This window comes from uncultured Zoogloea sp., assembly GCF_937894855.1.
Lineage (GTDB): Bacteria > Pseudomonadota > Gammaproteobacteria > Burkholderiales > Rhodocyclaceae > Zoogloea > Zoogloea oryzae.
Genome location: NZ_CALAYQ010000207.1, coordinates 27,548 through 51,992 on the forward strand (window position 1 = coordinate 27,548; position 24,445 = coordinate 51,992).

Sequence of the window (24,445 nt, forward strand, 5' to 3'; positions counted from 1 at the left end):
ACGCCCTGCCGCCCACGGCGGGGCGGTGTCCTCATCCCCCTTCTGCCTGCATGACCGATCGCCCGCCCGCACCGCCCGCCGCCCCGGCCGCGGTGGATCTCAAACACCACCTGCTCCTGCGGGTGAGCCTCTTTGCGCTGGCCATCGGCGTGCTGGCCACCGTGGTGGTGCTCCACCAGACGCGGGAGCGCATCCGGGGCCATATCTCCCGCTCCGGCGTCACCGTCGAGCGGCTGATCGCCGGCGAGGCGGACCAACTGCGTGACGCCTTCCGGCGCAGCCTGGACGGCCTCTCCCTGTCGTCGCTGGATGGCATCGGCCCGCTGCTGGGCATCTGCGTGGCGGTGGAAGACCTTTACAAACGTCCGGTGGTGAATCGCTGCTTCCACGAAGACGGCGCGGCGCCGGCCCCGGTGCGCTGGCTGCTGGAGCGCTTGATCGGCCCGGATCTCGCCTATCGCGGGGTGATCGGCCAGTACCCGGGCGTCAAGGTGGGCGAGTTCGTCGTCACGCCGGATCTGGACAGCGAGGGCCACGCCGCGTGGGTGCAGATCCGCACCGTGCTGGGCATGAGCCTGGCGATCCTGCTCCTCAACCTGCTGATCTACCGCCCGGTGCGCCGCGCCCTGCGCCCGGCCGACCAGATCCTGGCGGTGCTCGGGCGGATGGAGGCCGGCGACCTGTCGGCGCGGATGCCGCGCCCGCGGCTGATCGAGCTGCGCCGCATCGCCGCCGGCTTCGACCACCTGGCCGAGCAGCTCCAGAAGACTCTCGCCGCCCAGCGCCAGCTGGCCCAGCGCCTGCTGGCGGTGCGCGAGGAGGAGCGCCGCCGGCTGGCCCGCGAGCTGCACGACGAGTTCGGCCAGTGCCTGGCGTCGGTGGGGGCCGAGGCGGCCTTCATCGCCGCGCGGGCCGAATCGACCGACCCCACGCTGCTGCCGGCGGCCCGGGCGGTGTCGGCGGTGACCGGGCACATGATGGAAAGCCTGCAGGGCATCCTGCACCAGCTGCGGCCGGTGGGGCTGGAAGAGTTCGGCCTCGCTGCCGCGCTGGATCAGCTGGTGGCCGGCTGGCGGCGGCGTGAGCCCGGCTGCGATTTTGCGCTGGTGGTGGAAGGCGAGATCGACGCGCTGCCCGCTGATCTGACCGTGAGCCTGTACCGCATCGTGCAGGAGAGCCTCACCAACGCCCTGCGCCACGGCACGCCCGGCCGGGTGGCGGTGAGCCTTGAGCGCGACGGCGCCGGCTGCCGGCTGCGGGTGGAGGACGACGGCGACGGCGATGCCCCGCCGAGCCCCGGTAGCGGCCTGGGCGTGCTGGGCATGCGCGAGCGCGTCGAGGCACTGGGCGGGCGCTTCGCCCTCGAACCCCTGGCGCCCCGCGGGATGCGGGTGCGGGCGGATTTTCCGCCCGAAGCGCTGCTGGCCACGGAGCACGATGATGCTTGAACAGACCCGCCTGCTGCTGGTGGACGACCACGCGGTGGTGCGCGAGGGCTACCGCCGCCTGCTGGAAACCCGGCCCGATCTGGCCATCGTGGCCGAGGCGGCCACCGCCCGGGAGGCGATGGACCGCTTCCGCATCCACGGGCCCGACGTGGTGGTGCTCGACCTGAGCCTGCCCGACATGGGCGGGGTCGAGCTGATCCGGCGTCTGCTCCAGCGGGACGCCGGGGCACGCATCCTGGTGTTCTCGATGCACCGCGAGCCGCTCTTCGCCACCCAGGCCCTGCGGGCCGGCGCCCTGGGCTACGTGACCAAGAGCAGCCCGCCCGAGGTGCTGGTGAACGCGGTGTATCAGGTGGCGGCGCGACGTCAGGTGATCAGCCCGGACATCGCGCCGGAGCTGGCCCTGGCCCTCATCGACCGCCCGCGGGAGCCGCTCGCCGAGCTGGCCCCGCGGGAGTTCGAGATCCTGCGCCTCTTGCTCGATGGGCTGGGGCCGGAGGAGATCGGCACGCGCCTGTCGATCTCGGCCAAGACGGTGCAGAACTGCCACTACCAGATCAAGAGCAAGCTGGGTGTGCGCAGCGACATCGAGCTGACCCGGCTGGCGCTGCGCCTCGGGCTGATCTGAGGCGGTTCAGGCGGGCGCGGCCTCGGCGGCCTGCTGGGCCTCGAACAGCGCCTGCAGGGTTTCCAGCGTCAGCTCGGCGATGGTCTGGCCGGCGTCGTCGAGGATCTCGTAGAGGATCTCGCCCGGCAGCGGCCGCATGCTGAACAGCACGATCGCGTCCTCCGCGCCGCCGCCTTCCCGGTGGGGCGCTTCGCTGGCGGGCGAGACGGTGTAGCTGCCGCTGGGGCGCACCTCGCGCAGGCGGCCGTCCATCTCGTAGAGCCGGTGCTCGCCGCGGATCACGAAGGTGTGGTTGAGGGCTTTGTGGCGGTGCAGGACGATCTGCTGGCCGGCGTCGAAGCGGAACAGCACGTCGGCGATGCGGCGCGGCAGGTCCACCTGCAGGATCGAATACGCAAAGTGGGGAAAGTCGCCGAAGGGCTGCCAGCGGATGGCGTCGGTGTTGAAGGCGTGGGGCATGGGGTCTCCTGGGGTGATGGGGTCTGGCCGGTTGGCGGCTGCCAGTAAACCCTGCCTGGTGCGGGCTCGCCGAGGTCAATCTGCCCGCCGGGTGCCGGGCATTGCGCCCGTTTCTGGCGGGCGGCCGGGGTCGGGCAAATTGCCCGTTTGATCCAGGGCAGGATGCCGCAGACCGCCCGCCGGCGCGGCCCTAGAGTGGGTCGGGAGACGGGTGCCCGGTGGCCCTGTCCGCAACCGACGGAAACCACCATGCTCGATCTGAAGAGGGCCGCTGTTGTGGCCCTGATGTGTGCCTCTGGCGCGGCGGCCGCGGCGGGCAACCTGTTCTGCGGCGGCCCGGTGCCTCAGACCGGCGAGCCCACCGACCTCGCCCATGTGGTGGGCGACCAGACCCTGGAATACCTCGCCGACCAGCCCGCCAGCCTGATGGTGTGCAGCAAGGGCTACCTGTTTGAGAAGTGCGGCGACCACGCGACGGCGATGAAGATCTTCGACCGCTGCATCGCCGCCGGCTACATCGGCGCAATGATCTGGAAGGCGCTGATGCTCCAGGATGGCGCCGAAATCCCCCGCGATCTGGCCGGCGCGGCCGAGCTGATGCGTCGCGCCGCCGAATCCGGCGATTCGCCCTACGCGGTGCTGGGCAAGCTCCACTACGCCAGTGCGCTGCACGAGGGCAAGGGCGTGCCGAAGGACGAGGCCGCTGCCCGCCGGTGGTTCGAGGCCGCTGCGGCGGAGGGCAACCCCGACGCCATCGAATTCCTGCGTACCGGCTACCACGTGGGCGACCGGGACGGCTCGACCCGCGGCGTGGGCGTGCCGCCGCCGGTGCAAGCCAGCCCCTTGCCGGGCGAACTGCAGGAGCAGGCCGCGCGGCCGGTGGAGCGCATGGGCCCGGCGGCGCCGCTGGCCCGTCGGCTCAGCCAGACGCCGGCCTTGCCCCCCGTTGCCGCGCCAGCGCTGCCGCCGGCGGATGCGCCTGACCAAGCCCGGCCTGTCGTCGATCCGGCCCCGCCGCCTCTACCCGCCGGCCTGCGCCTCGAGCCGGTGGCTTCGCCCGCCGTGCCCGCCCCATCGCAACCCGCCGCCGGCCTGCTGGCGGTGCTGCTCACCGCCTTTGCCGCCGGCGCCCTCGGGCAGGCCCTGCGGGGCCGGCGCGTCGCCCCTTCCCCTGTCCTTTCCGGAGCCTGAACCATGCCCCCTTCCATCGACGGCCTGATGTACGAGGCCAGCCAGCTGTTCCTGATCCCGGTGCTCGCCGCCATCGGCTTGCTCTTCCTGTACGCCTTCTACGCGCTGGGCGCCTTTCTGTGGCAGATGGTCCAGCGCCGGGCGGGCGTGGCGGCGGGCTTCGAGCTGGCCCTGGCCCGCCGGGCTGACCCGCGCCTGCAGCCGGCCGAGCTGGAGTCCATCGCCGTGGCCCGGCTGGAGCTGGTGCGCATCGCCACCCGGATGGCGCCGATGCTGGGGCTGGTGGCGACGATGATCCCCATGGGCCCGGCCCTCAAGGCGCTGGGTGAGGGCGATCTGGGTGACGTGTCGCGCAGCCTGACGGTGGCCTTCTCGGCGGTGATCCTGGCGTTGATCGCGGCGGCGCTGACCTACTGGGTCGGCCACGTACGCCGGCGCTGGTACGCCGACGACCTGCTGGCCATCGAGAAGGGCGATCTGGCGTTGCGCCCGTCCGCCATGGCCGCCGAGGTGGCGCGATGAGCGGCCTGCGGCGCCGGCTGACGGAAGATGCCGACGGGGACGACCCGCTGCTGTCGGTGGTGAACCTGATCGACGTGTTTCTGGTGCTCATCGCGGCGCTGTTGCTGGCGGTGGCGAAGAACCCGCTCAACCCCTTCACCGACGAGCGGGTGACGGTGGTCCGCAACCCGGGCACGCCGGGCATGGAGGTGGTGGTGAAGGAGGGCCGGAAGATCGAGCACTTCCGCGGCGACGGGGCGAGCCAGTCGGCGGCGGGCGGGGTGCGCGCCGGCAGCGCCTACCGGATGCCCGACGGCGGGCTGGTGTACGTGCCGGAGTAGCGCCGGGCTTATTCGGCGCTGCGCGGGATGCGGATCTCGAACACCGCGCCGCCGTCCGGGTGGTTGCGGGCGTTGATGCTGCCGTCGTGGCCGCGGACGATCTCGCTGGTGATCGCCAGCCCGAGCCCGGTGCCGCCGGCGCCGGTCTTGGTGGCGCTGCTCTGGACGAACTTCTCGAAGATCTGCTGCTCTTCGCCGGTCGGAATGCCGACGCCCTGGTCGCGCACGCTGAAGGCGACCGCCTCGCGCTTGCCGAGCATGCAATCCCGGTAGGTGACGGTGATGGTGCCGCCCGGCGGCGAGAACTTGATGGCGTTGGAGAGCAGGTTCTGCACCGCGTGGTGGAGCTGCTGGGGGTCGATGCGGGCGACGGTGTTGCGGGTCTGGCGGTCGATGGCGAAATTGAGCCCGTGCTGCTTGAACAGCGCCCCCAGATCCGCATGGACGCGGTCGACGACCACCGCAATGTCGCCCGGGTGCAGCGCAAAGTTGATCCGGCGGGCTTCGAGCTTGGCCAGGTCGAGGAGGTCGTTCACCAGATCGGCGAGGCGCGAGCCGCTCTGGTGGATGCGCTGGAAGTAGTTGATGAGCTTCTCGTTGGGCACCTGGCCGGTGCGGGTTTCGCCCAGCCGCGCGTAGGACATGATGCCGTGGAGCGGGGTGCGGAACTCGTGGGACATGTTGGCCAGGAACTCGCTCTTGAGCTGGCTGGCCCGCTCGGCGGCTTCCTTGGCGGAGACGAGATCGGCGGTCTGGGCAGCGACCAGTTCGGAGAGGTGATCCCGGTGGCTGCGCAGCTCGGCCTCGATGGCCTTGCGCGCCGAGATGTCCTTGGAGGTGCCCCGATAGCCCAGGAACTCGCCTTCCGGCGAGATGACCGGCAGGCCGGACAGGCTCAGCCAGCTGATGAGCTTCACCGGGTGGTGGACGCGGTACTCGAAATCACGGAACTCCTGCCGGGCGGCGATCGCGGCGTGGAAGCGGGCCCACTTTTCGGTGTCGGCCAGATCTTCCGGGGCGGCGAACTCCTCGCGCCGTCGCCCGCGCACCAGATCGATCATGGTGTGCCCCTCGGGGCCGCGGCCGATGTAGCTGGTGAAACGCATGTCGGCGTCGGTTTCCCAGTACCAGTCGGATGAGACTTCGGAGTAGTCGCGGAAGCGCTGCTCGCTGTCCTTCAGGGCCTGCTCGCGCAGGCGCAGGGTGGTGATGTCGGAACCGACGATGACCACGCCTTCGAGCTTGCCACTGCGGTCGTGGAGGGGCGCGGCACGCAGGATGTAGTGGCGCGTGCCCATGCCGGGCAGCCGGCTCTCGAGGCAGGTCTCCATCTCGACGCTGCCCTGCTGCAGGATGGTGCGGAACAGTACCGTGCCGGGGCCGAAGCTGGGGGACGCTGCGCGCAGCCCGGCCAGGGTCTCGTCGGCGAGCAGGGTGTCGGGCGAGACGCCGATGAGCTTGGTCGGGTTGATGCCCAGGCTGCGGCGGACGGCGGCGTTGGCGCGGCTGATGAGCCCGAAGCGGTCGATTACCAGCAGCAGGCTGTCCATGGTGTCCATCACGTTGGTGATGAAGCTGCTCAGGCGCACCTGCTCGGCGCTCTGCTGTTCGAGCAGGCGGGACTTGGCGCTGACCTCGTCCACCATGGCGTCCATCATGCCGGTGACGGCCGTGATCTGCTGTTCGAGGGTGGCGTTGGCCTGGCGGAGGGCTTCGACCTCCATGCGCAGGCGGGCGACCTCGCCCCGGGTGGGGTGCGTGATGGCGCTGCTGTCGGTCGTCACGATGCAGAAATCATCGCCCACCTGACGCACCTGGAGGATGGCGTTCTCGTCGGCGGTCTCGACCTGCAGGCCGTGGGCCGGGCAGATCAGGCGGCCGTCGCTGTCTTCGGGGCTGTGGTCGAGGCGGTGGCCTTCGTGGGGGCAGGCAGCGGGCAGGGCGACCCAGCCATCGTTGCGCTGGACGACCAGGATGTGCAGTGGCGTGTTGTGCCCGGGCAGGGCGACGACGCCGCACAGGCGGTCTGGCCGGCCGACGACCTCGCGCAGGTTGCGGATCGGGATGGCGTCGGTGTGGGTCATGACCACAGCGCCCGGATGCGGGTGGCGGCGGCGTCCACCGCGTCGGCCACGGGGGCCGACAGCCCCGGCGAGAAGGCAGCTATTTGGCCGGCCTCGACGCCCACCAGGCGGATCGCCGGCAGGTGGTCGAGGGCGGCGGGCAGCAGCCGGAGCAGCCCGCCAACCCCGGCGCCGTGGAAGCCGGCCGGGGCTTCGTCGCGGGCGGCGGCGTCGGCGAAGTCGTCGGCGTCGAGTTCGTGCAGCGAGCCCGGCGGGCCGAAGCCGGCGACGGCGTCGACGATGATGGCTTCGGCGCAGCCTTCAAAGCAGCCGATGGCGGAGAGCCCGGCCAGGTCGGCGCGCATCAGGCGCACCCCGGCCGGGAGCGGAGCGGCGGCGAGGCGGGCGTGCACTGCGGGGCCGAAGCCGTCGTCGCCGTGCAGCTCGTTGCCGAAGCCGTCGTCGCCGTGCAGCTCGTTGCCGAAGCAGATGACGTGAATGGAGCGGGGCGCAAGGCCCCGTCCCTCTCGGGGGAGGTCAGACGCCATAGCGATGGCGCTCCCCGCTGCCGACGAAATGCACCGTGCACACCAGGCACGGGTCGTGGGAGCGGACGATGTGGCCGATCTCGATCGGGTCGGCGGGGTCGGCCAGCTCGACGCCGATCACGCTCTCCTCCCAGTGCCCGTGGCGGCCGGCGCTGTCTTTCGGCGAGGCGTTCCAGGCGGTGGGGGTGACGATCTGGTAGCGGCTGATGCGGCCGTCTTCGATCTGCAGCCAGTGGCCGAGGGTGCCGCGGGCGGCCTGCACGAAACCGTAGCCTTCGCCATTCTGGAAGGCGTCGGCCGGGGGCGGGATGTAGTGGGGCGTGCCGATCAGGCCGGCAAGGTCGGCCAGATGGTGCTTCATCCAGTGCAGGGTGTGGGCGGTGCGGCGCAGGCGGGCGAACTGGCGCAGCCAGGTGTTGGGGCCTTCGAGGGCGAGCAGGCTGGCCACCAGGGCGTCGCCGCCGGTGAGGAGCTCGGCCAGCGGGCCGGTCTCGACGACCAGATCGCCGTAACGCGGGGCCTTGGCCCAGGTGTAGCGGTCGGTGTCGGGCTGGTAGTCGGGCACCGTCTCCCCCGCAAAGGGGTGGCGGCCGCCGGGGTAGGGGCGATACCAGGCGTGGCGGACGTGCTCGTTGACGAGGGCCTGGTCGAAGGCTTCGAGGCGGGCCCCGTCGGCGTGGTAGATGCCGGCGGGCATCAGGGTTGCGCCGTCGGTGTAGGGCGGGGCCCAGCGCTGCGGGTCGTGCCAGGCGCCGGCTGACAGGAAGTGGCGGGCGCCGCCGCCGATCTTCTGAAGACCGATGGCGCGGGCGAAGCGGGTGAGGAGGCCGATGGCGCTGGCGGCGTGGGCGTCGGCTTCGAGCCAGCTGAAAAAGGCGTCGCTGCTGTCGAGGGCCAGCCAGTTGTCGAGGCTGTCGCCGATGGCGTCCTGCTCGTACCACTCGATGGCCTGATCGACGATGTCCTGGCAGTCGATCAGGTCGCGGGCGGAGGCGCCGCGGGTGACGCCACCGGGCAGCATGTACGACGAGTGGGGCCACTGCCCGCCGAAGATTGCCACCAGCTCGACCACCTTGCGGGACACCGCCAGGGTGGAGCGCACCACCTTGCCCTTGAGGGGCGCGAAGGCGGCTTCGATGTCCGGGTAGAGGCGCTGGCCGGCGTAGCGCGGATGGATGAAATCCGGCGTGAAGAACAGGAAGCTCTGGCGCAGGTCGCTCTGGACGTTCTCGGCCATCAGGCACAGGTTGCGAATCAGCGTGGCCTGGGGCGGCACCGGCAGCTGGGCGAGGCGCTCCAGCGCGAGGGCCGCGGTGTACAGGTGGGCCGTGCCGCAGATGCCGCACACCCGCGGGGTGATGACGAGGCCGTCCTTGGGGGCGCGGCCGATCAGGAGCTGCTCGAAGCCGCGGAACAGGGTGCCGACGCAGCGGGCGTCGACGATGCGGTTGCCGTCCAGGTCCACCTGGAACTCCAGGTCGCCTTCGACGCGGTTGAGATCGACGTTGAGGGTGGTGCGGGCCATGGTGGGGTCAGGTCTCCATGTCCCGGTTCTTGATGCGCAGCGGCGCAGCGGCGTGGGCGAGGTTCTTGTAGGCCATGTAGTGGGCACGGGAGACGCCCAGGGGCAGGGCCACCGGCACGGCGCCGATCTTTTCGGTGCGGAACAGGTCGCCATCCCGCGGGAAGCCTGGTGAGGTGCAGCCGAAGCAGGGCACGCCGGCGCGGGTCTTGCTGCTGCGCCGGTTCCATAGATCACTGTTGCAGTTGGCGAGGGTGTTGGGGCCCTGGCAGCCGAGGTTGAAGAACAGGCAGCCGCGGCCGCCGAAGTCTTTTTCCTCGATGTCGTACTCGTGGTATTCGTTGCGGGTGCAGCCCTGGTGCACCGTGCTGCTGAAAAAGGCGCGGGGGCGGTTGAGGAAATCCAGCTCGAGGGGCTGGTCCTGGGCCAGCAGCGCGAGGCTGCGGGTGATGGTGTTGGGATGCACCGGGCAGCCGGCCAGGTTGATGACCGGGTTGCCGGATGTCGAGCGCCATTCGGGCGGGAGCATTCCGCCGGGCTGTTCGCGGTCGAACTGCAGGCCGGTGCAGTCGGTGGGGTTGGGCGGCGCGGCGGGGATGCCGCCGAAGGCCGAGCAGGTTCCCACCGCCACCACGTGGCGCGCCCGCGCGGCCAGCGCGCGGGTGATGTCGATCTTGGCGCGACCCCGGTAGCTGTCGAACATGCCGGTGCCGTAGGGGCCGGTGATCATGCTGCCTTCGACGCACAGGATGTCGAGGCTCTGGGTGCCGGCCTCGATGGCGGCGATCAGCTCGCCCAGGGCGCCGGCCGGCTTGGCGCTGAGGGACGGGTGCCACAGGATGTCGAGGCTGCCGCTACGGACGAGGCTCTCGACCGATGGGCTGTCGGCGTTCAGGAGCGACATGGTGTCGCCGCTGCATGCGCCAGTCTGAAGCCAGAGAAGGGTTGCCATCTTCGAGTTCCGCCGGGGCTGGAGTGTTGCCCGCGCCGGGATGGTCGCGGACGAGCCGACCTTCGGATTGCAACGGCCGGGCTCGACGTTTGTTACGTCAGCCAATCGCTGCAGCTTTAGGTTGTCTATACAAAAAGATATACGCGAAGCGGGCGCCGGGCAATGTCGGGCGTGGTTTATCCGCCCGAAACCGGCGCCGCGGCGGCAAGCTCCTCGTCGCTGAACAGCCGCGAGCGGGTGACGAAGGCACGTCCCTTGCCGCAGTCGAGGGAGAAATCCCCGCCGCCGCCGGGCCGCACGTCGAGGGTGAGCTGGGATGAACCGTAGTAGGCGAACTCCTGATGACCCAGGTAGAAGGGGGCGCCGCCCACTTCGCCGAGCAGGAGCATGGTCTGGCCGGGGATGACCTCGCCGAGCTTGTAGCAGTTGGGCACGCTGCCGTCACAGCAGCCGCCGGAGAGCACGAACATCAGGGGGCCGAATTCACCGCGCAGCTCGTTGATGAAGGCGAGGGCGGCGTCGGTGGCAATGATTCTCGGTGTCATGGGGCTCCTCCAAGAAAAAAGCGGGACGGGATTCCTCCCGCCCCGCAACACCTTGCCTTACTTACAACAGGGACGACACAAACACATCAGAAGAAGCCGAGGGCGTTCGGGCTGTAGCTGACCAGCAGGTTCTTGGTCTGCTGGTAGTGGTCGAGCATCATCTTGTGGGTTTCGCGACCGATGCCGGATTCCTTGTAGCCGCCGAAGGTGGCGTGGGCCGGGTAGGCGTGGTAGCAGTTGGTCCACACGCGGCCGGCCTTGATGTTGCGGCCCATGCGGTAGGCGCGGCTGCCGTCACGGCTCCACACGCCGGCGCCGAGGCCGTACGGGGTGTCGTTGGCGATCTCGAGGGCTTCGGCTTCGTCCTTGAAGGTGGTCACGGCCAGCACCGGCCCGAAGATCTCTTCCTGGAAGACGCGCATCTTGTTGTGGCCCTTGAACAGGGTCGGCTGGATGTAGTAGCCGCCGGCCAGATCGCCGTCCATGTGGGTGCGGTCGCCGCCGGTCAGGCACTGGGCGCCTTCCTGACGACCGATTTCCATGTAGGCCATGATCTTGTTGAGCTGATCCTGGGAAGCCTGGGCGCCCATCATGCTGTCGGTGTCGAGGGGGCTGAGCTGCTTGATGGCCTTGACGCGGGCCATGACCTTTTCCATGAAGCGGTCGTAGATCGATTCCTGGATCAGGGCGCGGGACGGGCAGGTGCACACTTCGCCCTGGTTGAAGGCGAACAGCACCATGCCTTCGACAGCCTTGTCGAGGAAGGCGTCGTCGGCGGCCATGATGTCCTCGAAGAAGATGTTGGGGGACTTGCCGCCCAGCTCGAGGGTGGCGGGGATCAGGCTGGTGGCAGCGGCCTGGGCGATCACGCGGCCGGTGGCGGTGGAGCCGGTGAAGGCGATCTTGGCGATGCGGCGGCTGGTGGCCAGCGGCATGCCGGCTTCACGGCCGTAGCCATTGACGATGTTCAGCACGCCCGGCGGCAGCAGGTCGGCGATTAGCTCGGTCAGGATCAGGATCGAGATCGGGGTGGATTCGGCGGGCTTCAGGACCACGCAGTTGCCAGCGCCGATGGCGGGGGCCAGCTTCCAGGCGGCCATCAGGATCGGGAAGTTCCAGGGGATGATCTGGCCGACGACGCCCAGGGGCTCGTGGAAGTGGTAGGCGACGGTGTTCTCGTCGATCTCGGAGATGCCACCTTCCTGGGCGCGCAGGCAGCCGGCGAAGTAGCGGAAGTGGTCGACAGCCAGGGGGATGTCGGCGTTCAGGGTTTCGCGGATGGCCTTGCCGTTATCGACGGTCTCCGCGTAGGCGAGCTTCTCGATGTTGGCTTCGAGGCGGTCGGCGATCTTCAGGAGGAGGTTGGCACGCTCGGCAGCCGGAGTGCGGCCGAACTTGTCGGCGGCAGCGTGGGCGGCGTCCAGGGCCAGTTCCACGTCTTCGGCACCGGAGCGGGCGGCCTGGGTGTAGGGCTTGCCGGTGATCGGGGTGATGACGTCGAAGTACTCGCCCTTGACCGGGGCAACCCACTTGCCGCCGATGAAGTTGTCGTAGCGGGACTTGTATTGAACCTTGGCGTCAGCAGAACCGGGCAGTGCATACAGCATGGAAGTCTCCTCCTGAATTTGATCGAAAACGCTTCGTGCAGCGTTGACGTCTATTCAGCAGGGCGCGTGCCAGCAGGCAATCAAGTCGGCCTATGCGGTCAAAAGTCTTGTTTATCAGCCGCTTGGGTGAAAGGCGGAAAAATGCTGCAGCGCCGCGAACTGTGCATCAGGGTGTCCAGTATCTGAACAGGTGCTCCATGCCATGTGCACGCTGGAGCACCTGCCCGGGTTCAACTGCTCTTTTGTTCGGTCGAACGGCTGGTGCCGGTGACCACGCCGGCCTCGTCGAAGTGGACGTTGAAGAAGACGTCGACACTGATTTCCGGCGGCAGGCGCCAGTCCCACACTTCTTCCTTCTTGAGGGCGAACTTCTGCACCGAGCGCGGCTTGCCCAGCAGGCGGCGCACCTGGTCCTTGGTCCAGCCGGGCTGGATGCGGGCGAAGTTGGCAGGGGTGAGCACGTTCTCGATGCTGCGCAGGATGTTGTCCGGCCCCACGGTGATCATGAAGCATTCGGTGCCCTGGGGCTGGCGGGTGTATTCCCAGGTCACGCTGCCATCGTCGTTGCGCCATTCGATGCCGGGCGTGCCGAACTTGTCGCGCACGTCGTAGCCGGTGGAAACGCCGGGTTTGAGGTCTTTCATGTTGACCGCGTCGCAGCCCGCGAGCCCGACGAGGGCCAGGGCGCCAAGAAGGAAAGACAGCAGTTTATGCATCGGAGGGTCTCCAGCGGTATCGAGGTGGCGGCAACCCGCCAAAATGGCCGGGCTTGGTTACAATCAGCCCATTCTGGCATGAACACCCTTTGTGGAGGATGAACAGGTGAAACGCTCCGTGACGATGCTGGCCGTGGCCGGCGTGACGATGGCCGCGAGCACCGCGGTGCTCGCCGACGTGGTGGTGAAGATCGGTTTTGCCGGCCCCCTCACCGGCCCCATTTCCCATGTGGGCAAGGACGAGCAGTTCGGCGCCCAGCTGGCGCTGGAGGATGCCAACGCCAAGGGCGTGACCCTCGGCGGCCAGAAAGTCCGCTTCGAGCTGATGGCCGAGGACGACCAGGCCGATCCGCGCACCGCCACCACCGTTGCCCAGCGTCTGGTGGATGCCGGCGTGAAGGGTGTGGTCGGCCACGTGACCTCTGGCGCAGCCATCCCCGCCTCGCGCATCTACGAGCAGGGCGGTGTGCCCGCGGTCACGCCGTCGTCCACCACCCCCAAGCTGACCCGCCAGGGCTTCAAGACCACCTACCGGGTCATCGCCAACGATCTCCAGCAGGGCAACGCGATGGCCCGCTTTGCCGTTGATGTGCTGAAGGCCGAGCGCATCGCGGTGATCGACGACCGCACCGCCTACGGCCAGGGCCTCGCCGACGCGCTGGTGGACAGCCTCAAGCAGCGCGGCGTGAAGCCGGTGGGGCGTGAATTCACCAACGACAAGGCCACCGACTTCGCGGCCATCCTCACCAAGCTCAAGGCCGCCAGGCCCGATGCCATCTTCTACGGCGGCATGGACGCCCAGGGCGCGCCGCTCCTCAAGCAGATGAAGCAGCTGGGCATCACCGCCAAGTATCTGGGAGGCGATGGTGCGTGCACCGCCGAGATGATCAAGATCGCCGGCGCCGCCATGAGCAGCGACGTGTATTGCACCCAGGCCGGCATCCCGATGGACAAGATGCCCGCCGGCAAGGCCTTCAACGAGCGCTTCACCAAGCGCTTCAACGTGCCGGTGCAGCTCTATGCGCCCTACAGCTACGACGCCGCCAGCGCCCTCATCGAGGCCATGAAGCTCGCCAACTCGGCCGAGCCCGCCAAGTACCTGCCCCTGATGCAGAAGGTGGCCTTCAAGGGCGTCACCGGCAACATCGCCTTCGACGCCAACGGCGACGTGCGTGAAGGCGGCGTGGCGCTCTACCAGTTCAATGCCGGCAAGTGGGAAGTCCGGCCCTGACGTCCGGCGCCAAAACGATCGACACGGCGCCGCGCGCGTGGCGCCAAATTTGCTTGAAACGCCTTGCCTGAACCCTCCAGAGGAGAAAACCGCATGAAAATCACCCTTGTCGCCCTTGCCGTGCTCGGTCTTGGTGCATCCGCCGTGCAGGCCCAGGAAGTCGTCAAGCTCGGCACCGCCGCGCCGCTCACCGGCACCCAGTCGCACCTGGGCAAGGACATCGAGAACGGCGTGCGCCTCGCCGTCGAGGAATACAACGCCAAGGGCGTGACCCTGGGCGGCAAGAAGGTGAAGTTCGAAGTGATGGCCGAAGATGATGCGGCCGACCCGAAGACCGCCACCACCGTGGCCCAGCGTCTGGTGGATGCGGGCGTGAAGGGCGTGGTCGGCCACCTCAACTCCGGCGCCTCCATCCCCGCCTCGCGCATCTACAACGAAGGCGGTGTTCCGCAGGTCTCGCCGGCCTCGACCAACCCCAAGCTCACCCAGCAGAACTTCAAGGCCACCTTCCGCACCATCGCCAACGACGTGCAGCAGGGGCTGGGCATCGGCAAGTACGCGGCCACCACCCTGGGCAAGAAGGTTGCCATCATCGACGACCGCACCGCCTACGGTCAGGGCCTCGCCGACGAGGTGGACAAGGCCGTCAAGGCCAGCGGCGGCACCGTGGTCACCCGCGAATTCACCAGCGACAAGGCCACCGATTTCCTCGCCATCCTCACCCGCATCAAGGGCAAGATGCCGGACGTGATCGTCTATAGCGGCATGGACACCCAGGGCGGCCCGATGCTCAAGCAGATCAAGCAGCTGGGCATCAACGCCAAGTTCATCACCGGCGACGGCGGCTGTACCGGCGAGATCATCAAGCTGGCTGGCGACGCCATCGGCCCCAACGCCTACTGCACTCAGCCGGGCCTGCCGCTGGACAAGATGCCGGGCGGCAAGGATTTCAACGCCCGCTTCAAGAAGCGCTTCAACGCCGACGTGCAGATCTACGCGCCCTACGCCTACGACGCCGCCTCGGCCATCATCGAGGCCATGAAGGCCGCCAACTCGTCCGACCCGGCCAAGTACGCTCCGGCCATCGGCAAGGTCAACTTCCCCGGCGTGATCGGCACGGTCGCCTTCGACGCCAAGGGCGACATCAAGGATGGCGCCGTCACCGTCTATCAGTTCAAGGGCGGCAAGTGGGAGCCGGTGCAGTAAAACGCGTTCCCTGCCGGAGCGGCCTCGGCGCGCTCCGGCCCGGCGGCATCGCCTGATTGCCGCCGGACTACAATCGCCCTCCTGCTTCTCCATCCTCTCCGGGTCGCATCGTCCATGGAAACCCTCCTCCAGCAAACCGTGAACGGCCTCGTGGTCGGCAGCGTGTATGCGCTGATCGCCCTCGGCTACACGATGGTCTACGGCATCCTCGGCCTCATCAACTTTGCCCATGGCGACGTACTGATGGTCGGCGCGCTGGTGGCCCTCGAAGCCATCAGCCTGCTGCAGACCCACTATCCGGAGCTCGGCCTGGTGCCCACGCTGCTCGCCGGGCTCGGCATCTCGGTCGTGGTGTGCATGATCCTCGGCTACACCGTCGAGCGCACCGCTTACCGTCGCCTGCGCAACGCGCCGCGGCTGGCCCCGCTGATCACCGCCATCGGCGTGTCCTTCCTGCTCCAGACCCTCGCGATGATCATCTGGGGCCGCAACTACCACACCTTCCCGCAGCTGGTTTCCACCACGCCCATCGAGCCGGTGGCCGGCGTATTCATCACCCCGGTGCAGATCGTCATCCTCGTGGTATCGGCGGTGCTGATGATCGGGCTGGTGCTGCTGGTCAACAAGACGCGCCTCGGCCGCGCCATGCGCGCAACCGCCGAGAACCACCGGGTCGCCAGCCTGATGGGCGTCGACACCAACAAGATCATCGCCGCCACCTTCGTGATCGGTTCGGCGCTGGCCGCGGTGGCGGGCGTGATGTACTCGTCCAACTACGGCATCGCCCACTACGCGATGGGCTTCATGCCCGGCCTCAAGGCCTTCACCGCGGCGGTGCTGGGCGGCATCGGCAACCTGGCCGGGGCGATGCTGGGCGGCATCGTGCTGGGGCTGGTGGAATCCATCGGCGCCGGCTACATCGAGGACATGAGCTTCGGCTTCCTCAACTCCAGCTACCAGGACATCTTCGCCTTCCTCATCCTCGGCATCGTGCTGATCTTCCGGCCCACCGGCCTGCTCGGCGAACGCGTGGCCGACCGCGCCTGAGGACCACTGTCACCATGAACGAACTCGCCCTCGCCATTCCGTATCTCGGCAAGCGCAACCCGGCGGCAGCCCGCTGGGTGGTGCTCGCCATCGCCTTCGGCGCGCCGCTCATCGCCATGCTGTTCGGCAAGACCTGGGTGCGCATCCTCGATTTCGCCATGCTCTACGTGATGCTGGCGATCGGCCTCAACCTCGTGGTGGGCTTTGCCGGCCTGCTCGACCTGGGCTACATCGCCTTCTACGCGGTGGGCGCCTACACCTTCGCCTTCCTCGCCTCGCCGCACTTCGAGCTGCATCTGCCCTTCTGGCTGGTGCTGCCGATGGGGGCGGCGTTTGCGGCGCTGGCAGGGATCATCCTGGGCCTGCCCACGCTGCGCCTGCGGGGCGACTACCTCGCCATCGTCACCCTGGGCTTCGGCGAGATCGTGCGGATCTTCATGAACAACCTGAACCACCCGATCAACATTACCAACGGGCCCCAGGGCATCAACATGATCGACCCGCTGGTGCTGTTCGGCTGGGACATCTCGAAGCCCCTCAAGGTGGGCGACGAGATCACCATCAACTCGCTGTTCCTGTACTACTACGTGTTCCTGGCCTTCGTGGCGCTGTCGGTGCTGCTGGTGCAGCGTCTGCAGGTGTCGCGGGTGGGCCGGGCGTGGGCGGCGATCCGCGACGACGAACTGGCGGCCAAGGCGATCGGCATCAACACCCGCAACATGAAGCTGCTGGCCTTCTCGCTCGGCGCCACCTTTGGCGGCGTGTCGGGCGGGCTGTTCGCGGCCTTTCAGGGCTTCGTGTCGCCCGAGAGCTTCTCTCTGATGGAATCCATCGCGGTGCTCACGATGATCGTCTTCGGTGGCATGGGCAACCTGGCCGGCGTGATCGTCGGGGCGCTGGCGCTCACCGCGCTGCCCGAGGTGCTGCGCTACGTGGCGGTGCCGGTGCAGCAGGCGGTCTTCGACAAGGTCATCCTCGATCCCGAAGTGCTGCGCATGCTGCTGCTGTCCCTGGCGATGATCTTCATGATGCTGCTGCGCCCGTCAGGCCTGATCCCCGCCCACAGCCGCTACTCGAAGCCCGAACTCGTCGTGGGCAAGGAGGGCAAGGCGTGATCACCCTCCTCGAAGCCAGGAACATCACCAAGCGCTTCGGCGGCCTCACCGCGCTGTCCGACGTGTCGCTGACCATCCGCAAGGGCGAGGTGTACGGCCTCATCGGCCCCAACGGCGCCGGCAAGACCACCTTCTTCAACGTGCTCACCGGCGCCTACGTGCCCGAAGAAGGCGAGCTGGTCTTCAACGGCACCGAGCTGCCCACCGGCAAGCCGCACCTGGTGGTGGCCGCCGGCATCGCGCGCACCTTCCAGAACATCCGTCTGTTCCGCGAGATGACCGCGCTGGAAAACGTGATGGCCGGCCACCACATCCGCTCCCGCGCCAACCCCTTCTCGATCCTGCTGCAGACCCGACAGGCGAAGGAAGAGGAACATCTGATCACCGAACGCGCCTTCGAACTGCTCCGCTACGTGGGCATCGAGCGCTTTGCCGACACCGTGTCCAAGAACCTCTCCTACGGCGATCAGCGCCGCCTCGAGATCGCCCGCGCGCTGGCCACCGAGCCGCAGCTGCTGGCCCTCGACGAACCCGCCGCCGGCATGAACGCCACCGAAACCGCCAAGCTCCGCGAACTCGTCCAGACCATCCGCCACGACGGCGTGACCGTGCTGCTCATCGAGCACGACGTGAAGCTGGTGATGGGCCTGTGCGACCGCCTCGCCGTGCTCGATTTCGGCAAGAAGATCGCCGAAGACGTGCCGGCCATGGTCCAGCAGAACGACGCCGTGATCGCCGCCTACCTGGGCGGCCAAGGCACCGCCAAGGCGGGGGCGGCGGCATGAGTGCTCCTATCCTGCAACTGCGCGACCTGCGCATCGCCTACGGCGCCATCGAGGCGGTCAAAGGCATCGACCTGGAACTCGCCACCGGTGAGCTCGTCTCCCTGATCGGCGCCAACGGCGCGGGCAAGACGACCACCCTCAACGCCATCGCCGGCACCCTGCCGATCGCCGGCGGTGAGCTGCTATATGCCGGCCAGCGCATCGAAAAGCTGCCCGCCCACAAGCGCCTGCGCCAGGGCCTCGCGCTGGTGCCCGAAGGCCGCGGCATCTTCACCCGTCTCACCGTCGAAGAAAACCTGCGCATGGGCGCCTACTGCCGGCGCGACGACGACGCCGTCGAGGCCGACCTGGAGCGCGTGTTCACCATGCTGCCGCGGGTCAAGGAGCGGCTCCAGCAGGTGGCGGGCACGCTCTCCGGCGGCGAGCAGCAGATGGTCGCCATCGGCCGGGCGCTGCTGTCGCGGCCCAAGCTGCTGCTCCTCGACGAACCGTCCATGGGTCTTGCGCCGCTGGTAGTCGAGAAGATCTTCGAGGTGATCAGCTCCGTGGCCGCCGAGGGCGTGACCATCCTGCTGGTGGAACAGAACGCCAACCTTGCGCTGGAGTTCTCCCAACGTGCCTACGTGATGGAATCCGGCCACATCACCCTCACTGGTTCGGGCGATGCGCTGCTGGCCGATCCGAAGGTGCGCGCCGCGTATCTGGGCGAGGTGTAGCGCCGTCCAGCGCCGCCGGCGGGTCTCGCCGATGGCCGTGGATGCTGTCAGGATTTTTTACACCGACGCCCATTTTGGGTGTCGGTGTAAAACTGTATGCCGCGCTGTGTCAGGTTTTTCACGCTTTGGTGCGCAAATTGCTTGATGTTGATCTGACCCCCGTAACTTTCATGCGGATGTCAGAAAACGACAACAATAGCGGATCAGTGCATGACGCTCCTCAACGCCCTCAACCCGATCTTCCGCCTGCTCCGTCCGGCGGTCCTCGCCCTTGTCTTCATGGCCCCGCTGCCGGCGCTGTCCGTCGTGGTCGGGCCGGCGGTGCACCTGCCGGTGGCCGTTGCCGACGGCAGCTTTCGCTTCGATGTGGCCGTCGTTCCCGGCGCAACCTTCTACATCGACCCCTACGTGGCGGTGGGCTACACCTACGCCACCGGCGCCGGCGACCCCAACTTTCGCTCGGTGCTGCTGCCCGCCGGCATCGGCGACGGCCTGTATGACCTCTTCGGTTTCGATTCCGCTGGCGCGCTGCAGCTACTGGCGGGCAATCTGGCCGGGGGCATGGCCTACGATTTCGGCGCGGCCGGCGTGGATCGCTTCCAGGTGACCGGCATCGAGGTCTCCGCCGGGCTTGATCCGGCCGACCCGACCGCCTTTGTCACCGGCCTTGGCTTTACCGGGGCGGGCCGTTTTTCCGGCACCCAGACGCCAGTGGTCGTTGCCGTCACCGAGCCGGCGATTGGCACGCTGCTGCTGCTGGGCATGGGGCTGCTGGCCTTGTCGCGGCGGCGCATGGGCACGGGTGCCCGGCGAAATATCGCGGGCGCAAAGCTGACGAAGCGCTTTTTTCGGTCTAGGCTTTAAGCGCCAGTAACGCGCATTTCCCTCCCACGCATGTCGGTTTCCGCGCTCGGGGCTACTTCGGCCCCCACCCTGCGTTCCACAGGCGCCGCCGGACAGGCGGCGGGATCGGCCCTGTCCGAGTCCGATCAGCAGGTCGTCAATCGCCTGCAGGCCCGCGACCGGGTCGTCCGCGCCCACGAATCGGCCCACATGGCCGCCGGTTCGGGGCTCATCACCCACGGTGCCAGCTTTACCTACGAGACCGGCCCGGACGGCAAGCGCTACGCCGTCGGTGGCGAGGTGGGCATCGATGTCTCCCAGGGCCGCACGCCGGAAGAAACCCTCGCCCGGGCCGAACGCATCCGCTCCGCCGCCCTCGCGCCGGCCGACCCGTCGGCGCAGGATCGGCAGGTCGCCAGCCAGGCCGACCGGATGGCGATGGAGGCGCGGATGGAGATGTCGTCCGCCGAGCCTTCGGGCGATGCGCAGGACAATGAAATTTCCGCCAACGCCAGCGGCCTCGCCGCCAGCTACGCGGCCATCACCAGCGCCGGTGCGGGCAGCGGCAGCCGCGTCGATACTTACGCCTGAGCGGTCGCGCGCTCCGGTGCCGTCAGCGCGCGGGTAACGTCAGCGCGAACAGGAGGCGCAGCCGCTCCGGCAGCTGTTCCGCGAGGACGAATCCCGCAGGCCGTCGCAACTGCTCTGACACGCGGAGTAGCGGTTCAGGCACTGGTTGTAGGAGGCGCTGCGGGCCTCGCGCTGGGCATCTTCCATCCGGTTGATGGCGTTCTGGTTGGAGGCCTCCACCGACTCCACGTCGGCCAGGCGGGTCAGCCGGTCGGTGGCCTTGATGGCCATCGCATGCTTCGGAAAACGATCGACCATCCGCCGATAGACCGCTTTGGCCCGACCCCGGTCGCCGTCGGATTCGTAGCGGCCGGCAGCCAGGTACATCTCCTGGGGATCGCTGCTTTTCAGGGTCTGGTTGAACTGGCGCTCCCTGGCGCAGCTGGCGTAGTCCAGCACGCCGCGGGCGAGGGCCTTGAGTTCCTGGTCGAGCTTCTGGGCATCGTCGCAGCGAAGTTCCCGTTCGGCCTTGCGGACGAGGTTTTCCAGCTTCACGATCTTCTGGCAGGCCTCCCGCGACGCGCAGGCGTGCTGAAGCCTGCCGTCCTGCCACCAGCCCCGCTTCACGCAGCTGTCGGGACAGCTGTTCGGGCCGCAGCAGGCGTTCTTGAAGACGCCGAAGCCCTGGAACATGGTGTCGACGTAATCGCCCTCGTAGCTGTCGCCGTTGGCGAGGGTGTCCGAGCCTTCACCCTGAAGTTTCCCGTCGATGAAGTTGCCGTCTTCCCGCGAGCTGAACCTGCCGTTCCGGGACCAGGTCAGGGTGCCGGGGCCGGAGATCCGGCCGTTCTTGCATTCGCCGCTCCACACGACGGTTTCGCCGGGGGCGGGGAAGGGGTTCCAGACCTGGCACTGGTTTGCGTCGGCGATCCACTCGCCGGCGTGGGCGAGCCCGGAGAGACAGGCCAGGAGCGCGAACAGTGCGCGCAGGAATGCGGTTTTCTTGGTCATGGCGGTGAGCGGGCTTCGTAGCAGAGCGGTGGAGGCAGCCCTGGATTGTTTCACCAAACCGATCTGCAGTGGCGTTGCATAGTTTATGAACGGCGCTTCAGGCGGGGGCGTGCTCCGCCCATTCCACCAGATGCCAGCGCCGCGGGGTGATCGGCCACACCGCGTAGCGCCGCGGACCGGCGCCGCCCAGGCGGAAGGTGGCGTGGTCCGTCACCGCAAGCTCACCCCCCGTCCAGAACCGAGCGATCACGTCGGCCAGCGTTGCGTCGTCCGTCACCGTGCAGGGTGTGTCGCGGGTGGGCGGCGTGGTGGTCGAGATCACGTCGTGGTAGCTCGCCCAAGGGTGCGCGGGCAGATGGCGGGCGAGCAGTTCGGCCCAGCTTTCACCGGGGGCGTCGAGCTGGCCGAGGACGTTGGAGAACAGGACCGCCGCATCGGGAAATCGCGCCGCCAGCCGCGCCAGGCCGTCGGGCGTCGTCAGGCAGTCGAGGCGGTCGAAGACGAGCCGGCCAGCGTCGGGCCGGCGGGCAAGCAGCCAGCGGGCGATGGGGTCGGGCTCCAGCGCCGTGACGCGGTCAAAGCGGGCGAGAAAGCCTTCCGGCAGGGCGTAGCCGGCGTTGGGGCCGACGATCACCAGTTGTTGCCGTCCGGGCTGCCAGCTGCCCAGCCAGCCGGCCACGGTGGCATGAAAGGGCGCCCACAGGCGACGGCGGTGGCGCGCCGCGCGCAGGTGATAGACCAGCCCGCCGGTGGGGTCGAGGAGCTGGTCGCGCAGCGTCGGGAGGGCGGGAGGCAGGGTGGCGGTCACGATGCCGCGATTATGCCGGAGACGGCCCCGGGGGCTGGTCACGATGGCGGACGGGTGCCATCCTTCCACCCTTTGCCATTACCCGGAGCCTCCGGCATGAACGATCCACTGCACGAAGAACAACTCACCTCCGAACCGGTCTTCCAGGGCCGCCTGCTGAACGTCTTTCGCGACGAGGTGCGCCTGCCCGACGGCAAGAGCGGCGTGCGCGAGTACATCAAGCATCCGGGCGCGGTGTTGGTGATTCCGGTGTGTGACGACGGCCGGCTGATCTTCGAGCGGCAGTTTCGCTATCCGCTGCACCGGGCCTTCCTCGAGTTGCCGGCCGGCAAGCTCGATCCGGACGAGGACATCCTGGCCTGCGCGCGGCGCGAACTGCAGGAGGAAACCGGCTACGAGGGCGACGACTGGCGTCACCTGGGCGTGATGCACCCGTGCATCGGCTACTCGAACGAGCGCATCGAGATCTTCCTCGCCACCGGCCTCAAGCACGTGGGCCACGCCTGGGATGAGGGGGAGTTTCTGGAGATCGTCTATCTGACGCTGGACGAGGCGCGGGCCGCGGTGTTCGACGGCCGCATCACCGACGGCAAGACGATCACCGCGCTGTTCTGGGCCGAGCGGGAGCTGGGCAAGGGCTGATTCGTTGCGGTGGCTGCTTTGACGGGGCGCTTTCGGGCGCCCTGTTTGTGTTCAGCCGAAGCGGCGGTAGCGGGGGGCGGCGAGCAGCCCGGCCATGCAGCAGTAGAGCATCGCAGCATTCACCAGATGCCAGCCCAGATGCGTGCCCACCGGCCACGCGGCGCACACCAGCTGGTCCACCGCCCGGCAGGTGAGGCTCACCACGAAGAGGGCGGAGGCCATCGTCAGCCAGCGGGCGACGGCTGGCGCCCGTGGTCGGGCCCGGGCCGCACAGGCCAGCAGCAGCACGAAAGGCGGCAGGTAGATGTCGGAGCCGTTCAGGGGCAGGGGTGGCAGCAGCCGGGTGGCGGCGACGAAGCCGCCGGTCAGCATCAGGAAGAGGCCGACGCCGGCCCAGGCGGCGGCGGTGCTGCGGCCAAGCACGCGCACCTGGAAGCGCTGGTAATAGGCCACCACGAAGATCGCGATGAAGCCGATGTCGAGGATGGCGGTGCCGCGGGTCGCCACCGTGTGGAAAACCCCGCTGCCCACGCCCACGGCGGCGATCAGGCCGATCAGCAGGCGCAGGTCGAAGGGCGCGTTACGCCCGGCCCGCCGCCACAGGATGGCGGCCACGGCGAGGAAAGCGAGGTTGGTGAGGGCGTTTAAGGGCTCCGCCCACAGGCCGGGGCCGGTGCGCTCGCAGTACAGGTCGATGCTCTCGGCCCAGTTCATGCGGGCTGGCCTCCGCGGCGGTGGTACAGGGCCCACCACAGCCCGGCACAGCCCAGGCCGACGGCGAGGTTGGCCAGCATGCCGGTGGCGAGGCTGCCCACCGAATCCCACAGGGCGGGGGCCACGAGGCCGGCGGTGATGGAGCTGACCAGCATCTGCAGGAAGCTCTGGCAGCTGGAGGCGAGGCCCCGGTGGGTGGGGAAGTGATCCAGCGCGAGGAGGGTCAGGCTGGGCATGCCGATGGCCATGCCGAAGGTGTACAGCATGATGGGCAGCACCGACTGGGGCAGGCCCGGCGCCATCAGACTGGTGACGGCGAGATTGATGGCTGCGGCGAGGATCATGATGCCCAGCGCCAGGGCGATCGTCCGGGCCGGGGATAGCGCGCCGGCCAGCCGGGCAGACAGGGCCGAGCCTGCCATCATGCCGCTCACGGTGGGGATGAAGAACCAGCCGAAGCCGGTTTCCGGCAGCCCCAGGTGCTGGATCAGGAACACCGGCGCAGACAGCACGTACAGGAAGAAACCGTTGAAGTTGTAGCTCACCGCAAAGGTGAGGAGCAGGAAGCCGGGCGAGGTGAACACGCCCCAGTAGCGCCGCGCCAGGGGGCCGGGATGCAGCGGGTGGCGGGCTTCCGGCGGATGGGTCTCGTCGAGCTTCCAGACCGTGAGCGCCGCCAGCACGAGGCCCAGCAGGGCGAGGAAGACGAACACCGCGCGCCAGCCGAAGGCGCTGAAGATCCAGCCGCCGAGGATGGGGGCGATGGCCGGCCCGAGGGCGAAGGCCATGCTCACGTGGCTCATCAGGCGCTGGGCGGCGGGGCCGTCGTGCAGGTCGCGCACCACCGCGCGGCCCACCACCATGCCGGCGCCGGCGCTGATGCCCTGCAGCGCCCGGCCCACCAGCAGCATCTCGATGCTGCCGGCGAACACGCATAGCACCGAGGCCAGGGTGAACAGCAGCATCGACACCACGATCACCCGCTTGCGCCCGTAGGCGTCGGAGAGAGCGCCGTGCCACAGCACCATCAGCGCCATCGGCAGCATGTAGGCGGTGAGGGTCTGCTGGGTCTGGACGGTGGTGGCGCCCAGGTCGGCGCCGATGGCGTGCAGGGCCGGGAGGTAGGTGTCGATCGAGAATGGACCGACGGTGGCGAGCGCTGCAAGCAGCGCCGCCAGCTGGACATAGGGCATGGAGAGGTGTTCCGGGGCGGGGTGCGATTCGACACCCCGTAGG

Annotated in this window: 25 protein-coding genes and 1 pseudogene; 14 read left to right on the top strand and 12 right to left on the bottom strand. The window is 68.6% G+C overall.

Annotated elements, in window-relative coordinates; genetic code table 11:
* Positions 1-50: 50 nt before the first annotated feature.
* Positions 51-1,448, top strand: coding sequence for an ATP-binding protein (locus Q0672_RS22340; protein WP_298626161.1), 1,398 nt, complete (start codon positions 51-53; stop codon positions 1,446-1,448).
* Positions 1,441-2,076 carry a response regulator transcription factor gene (locus Q0672_RS22345; protein WP_298626163.1) on the top strand — a complete coding sequence of 212 codons (636 nt, stop codon included), beginning with the start codon at positions 1,441-1,443 and terminating at the stop codon, positions 2,074-2,076. Before Q0672_RS22340 ends, Q0672_RS22345 begins: the two co-directional genes overlap by 8 nt.
* Positions 2,077-2,082: 6 nt before the next feature.
* Here the strand turns inward: Q0672_RS22345 and Q0672_RS22350 are convergent, their stop codons facing one another.
* Positions 2,083-2,535 (bottom strand): regulator, encoded by a 453-nt coding sequence (locus tag Q0672_RS22350; protein ID WP_298626166.1) that lies wholly within the window; start codon positions 2,533-2,535, stop codon positions 2,083-2,085.
* 249 nt (positions 2,536-2,784) lie between these two features.
* Here Q0672_RS22350 and Q0672_RS22355 point away from each other — a divergent pair, with 249 nt between their 5' ends.
* The 3 genes from Q0672_RS22355 to Q0672_RS22365 are packed head-to-tail and all read left to right on the top strand — an operon-like array spanning position 2,785 to position 4,568.
* Positions 2,785-3,726, top strand: a complete 942-nt coding sequence (locus Q0672_RS22355; protein ID WP_298626169.1) for a hypothetical protein — start codon at positions 2,785-2,787, stop codon at positions 3,724-3,726.
* 3 nt (positions 3,727-3,729) lie between these two features.
* Positions 3,730-4,248, top strand: coding sequence for a MotA/TolQ/ExbB proton channel family protein (locus tag Q0672_RS22360; protein WP_153160602.1), 519 nt, complete (start codon positions 3,730-3,732; stop codon positions 4,246-4,248).
* Positions 4,245-4,568, top strand: coding sequence for a DUF2149 domain-containing protein (locus tag Q0672_RS22365; RefSeq protein ID WP_228111802.1), 324 nt, complete (start codon positions 4,245-4,247; stop codon positions 4,566-4,568). The genes Q0672_RS22360 and Q0672_RS22365 overlap by 4 nt, the downstream gene beginning before the upstream one ends.
* Positions 4,569-4,576: 8 nt before the next feature.
* Here the strand turns inward: Q0672_RS22365 and Q0672_RS22370 are convergent, their stop codons facing one another.
* The 7 genes from Q0672_RS22370 to bamE all read right to left on the bottom strand — a co-directional run bounded on the left by Q0672_RS22370 (position 4,577) and on the right by bamE (position 12,521).
* Positions 4,577-6,652 carry an ATP-binding protein gene (locus Q0672_RS22370; RefSeq protein WP_298626177.1) on the bottom strand — a complete coding sequence of 692 codons (2,076 nt, stop codon included), beginning with the start codon at positions 6,650-6,652 and terminating at the stop codon, positions 4,577-4,579.
* Positions 6,649-7,179 carry a hydrogenase maturation protease gene (locus tag Q0672_RS22375; RefSeq protein WP_298626180.1) on the bottom strand — a complete coding sequence of 177 codons (531 nt, stop codon included), beginning with the start codon at positions 7,177-7,179 and terminating at the stop codon, positions 6,649-6,651. The genes Q0672_RS22370 and Q0672_RS22375 overlap by 4 nt, the downstream gene beginning before the upstream one ends.
* The gene (locus Q0672_RS22380) at positions 7,169-8,704 is read right to left on the bottom strand and encodes a nickel-dependent hydrogenase large subunit (RefSeq protein WP_298626183.1); all 1,536 of its coding nucleotides are present in this window, start codon (positions 8,702-8,704) and stop codon (positions 7,169-7,171) included. Before Q0672_RS22380 ends, Q0672_RS22375 begins: the two co-directional genes overlap by 11 nt.
* 7 nt (positions 8,705-8,711) lie before the next feature.
* The gene (locus Q0672_RS22385) at positions 8,712-9,653 is read right to left on the bottom strand and encodes an NADH:ubiquinone oxidoreductase (RefSeq protein WP_298626186.1); all 942 of its coding nucleotides are present in this window, start codon (positions 9,651-9,653) and stop codon (positions 8,712-8,714) included.
* Positions 9,654-9,829: 176 nt separating this feature from the next.
* Positions 9,830-10,198: a DUF779 domain-containing protein gene (locus Q0672_RS22390; protein WP_298626189.1), complete on the bottom strand. Its 369-nt coding sequence runs from the start codon at positions 10,196-10,198 to the stop codon at positions 9,830-9,832.
* A gap of 86 nt (positions 10,199-10,284) precedes the next feature.
* Positions 10,285-11,805 (bottom strand): aldehyde dehydrogenase family protein, encoded by a 1,521-nt coding sequence (locus Q0672_RS22395; RefSeq protein WP_153160596.1) that lies wholly within the window; start codon positions 11,803-11,805, stop codon positions 10,285-10,287.
* 230 nt (positions 11,806-12,035) lie between these two features.
* Positions 12,036-12,521, bottom strand: a complete 486-nt coding sequence (gene bamE / locus Q0672_RS22400; protein WP_298626192.1) for an outer membrane protein assembly factor BamE — start codon at positions 12,519-12,521, stop codon at positions 12,036-12,038.
* Between the two features lie 106 nt (positions 12,522-12,627).
* Between bamE and Q0672_RS22405 the strand changes: the two genes are divergently transcribed.
* The 8 genes from Q0672_RS22405 to Q0672_RS22440 all read left to right on the top strand — a co-directional run bounded on the left by Q0672_RS22405 (position 12,628) and on the right by Q0672_RS22440 (position 20,055).
* On the top strand, positions 12,628-13,752 hold the full coding sequence (locus Q0672_RS22405; protein ID WP_298626196.1) for a branched-chain amino acid ABC transporter substrate-binding protein: 1,125 nt from the start codon (positions 12,628-12,630) through the stop codon (positions 13,750-13,752).
* Positions 13,753-13,845: 93 nt separating this feature from the next.
* Positions 13,846-14,958: a branched-chain amino acid ABC transporter substrate-binding protein gene (locus Q0672_RS22410; protein ID WP_298626199.1), complete on the top strand. Its 1,113-nt coding sequence runs from the start codon at positions 13,846-13,848 to the stop codon at positions 14,956-14,958.
* 114 nt (positions 14,959-15,072) lie between these two features.
* Positions 15,073-16,005, top strand: a complete 933-nt coding sequence (locus Q0672_RS22415; protein WP_298626202.1) for a branched-chain amino acid ABC transporter permease — start codon at positions 15,073-15,075, stop codon at positions 16,003-16,005.
* A gap of 14 nt (positions 16,006-16,019) precedes the next feature.
* On the top strand, positions 16,020-17,120 hold the full coding sequence (locus Q0672_RS22420; protein WP_153160592.1) for an ABC transporter ATP-binding protein: 1,101 nt from the start codon (positions 16,020-16,022) through the stop codon (positions 17,118-17,120).
* Positions 17,117-17,905 (top strand): ABC transporter ATP-binding protein, encoded by a 789-nt coding sequence (locus Q0672_RS22425; RefSeq protein ID WP_298626207.1) that lies wholly within the window; start codon positions 17,117-17,119, stop codon positions 17,903-17,905. Before Q0672_RS22420 ends, Q0672_RS22425 begins: the two co-directional genes overlap by 4 nt.
* Complete coding sequence (locus tag Q0672_RS22430) at positions 17,902-18,621, top strand: ABC transporter ATP-binding protein (protein ID WP_298626211.1); 720 nt, start codon at positions 17,902-17,904, stop codon at positions 18,619-18,621. Before Q0672_RS22425 ends, Q0672_RS22430 begins: the two co-directional genes overlap by 4 nt.
* A gap of 210 nt (positions 18,622-18,831) precedes the next feature.
* Positions 18,832-19,485, top strand: a complete 654-nt coding sequence (locus Q0672_RS22435) for a hypothetical protein (protein ID WP_298626214.1) — start codon at positions 18,832-18,834, stop codon at positions 19,483-19,485.
* Between the two features lie 30 nt (positions 19,486-19,515).
* Complete coding sequence (locus Q0672_RS22440; RefSeq protein ID WP_298626217.1) at positions 19,516-20,055, top strand: putative metalloprotease CJM1_0395 family protein; 540 nt, start codon at positions 19,516-19,518, stop codon at positions 20,053-20,055.
* Between the two features lie 39 nt (positions 20,056-20,094).
* On the opposite strand, the gene Q0672_RS22445 is transcribed toward Q0672_RS22440, so the two are convergent.
* Together Q0672_RS22445 and Q0672_RS22450 are read right to left on the bottom strand one after the other, a co-directional pair.
* A complete protein-coding gene (locus tag Q0672_RS22445; protein WP_298626220.1) occupies positions 20,095-21,045 on the bottom strand; it encodes a hypothetical protein in 951 nt (316 codons plus the stop codon).
* A gap of 97 nt (positions 21,046-21,142) precedes the next feature.
* Entirely contained in the window at positions 21,143-21,853 is a 711-nt protein-coding gene (locus Q0672_RS22450; protein WP_298626223.1) for a hypothetical protein, read from the bottom strand.
* 96 nt (positions 21,854-21,949) lie between these two features.
* On the opposite strand from Q0672_RS22450, the gene Q0672_RS22455 reads away from it, so the two are divergent.
* Positions 21,950-22,495 carry an NUDIX hydrolase gene (locus tag Q0672_RS22455; RefSeq protein ID WP_298626226.1) on the top strand — a complete coding sequence of 182 codons (546 nt, stop codon included), beginning with the start codon at positions 21,950-21,952 and terminating at the stop codon, positions 22,493-22,495.
* 51 nt (positions 22,496-22,546) lie between these two features.
* Here Q0672_RS22455 and Q0672_RS22460 read toward each other — a convergent pair whose 3' ends face one another.
* On the bottom strand, positions 22,547-23,209 hold the full coding sequence (locus Q0672_RS22460; RefSeq protein ID WP_298626229.1) for a hypothetical protein: 663 nt from the start codon (positions 23,207-23,209) through the stop codon (positions 22,547-22,549).
* Positions 23,206-24,408, bottom strand: a pseudogene (locus Q0672_RS22465) (multidrug effflux MFS transporter); the annotation flags it as partial. The pseudogene Q0672_RS22465 and the gene Q0672_RS22460, both read right to left, overlap by 4 nt.
* Positions 24,409-24,445 lie beyond the last annotated feature (37 nt).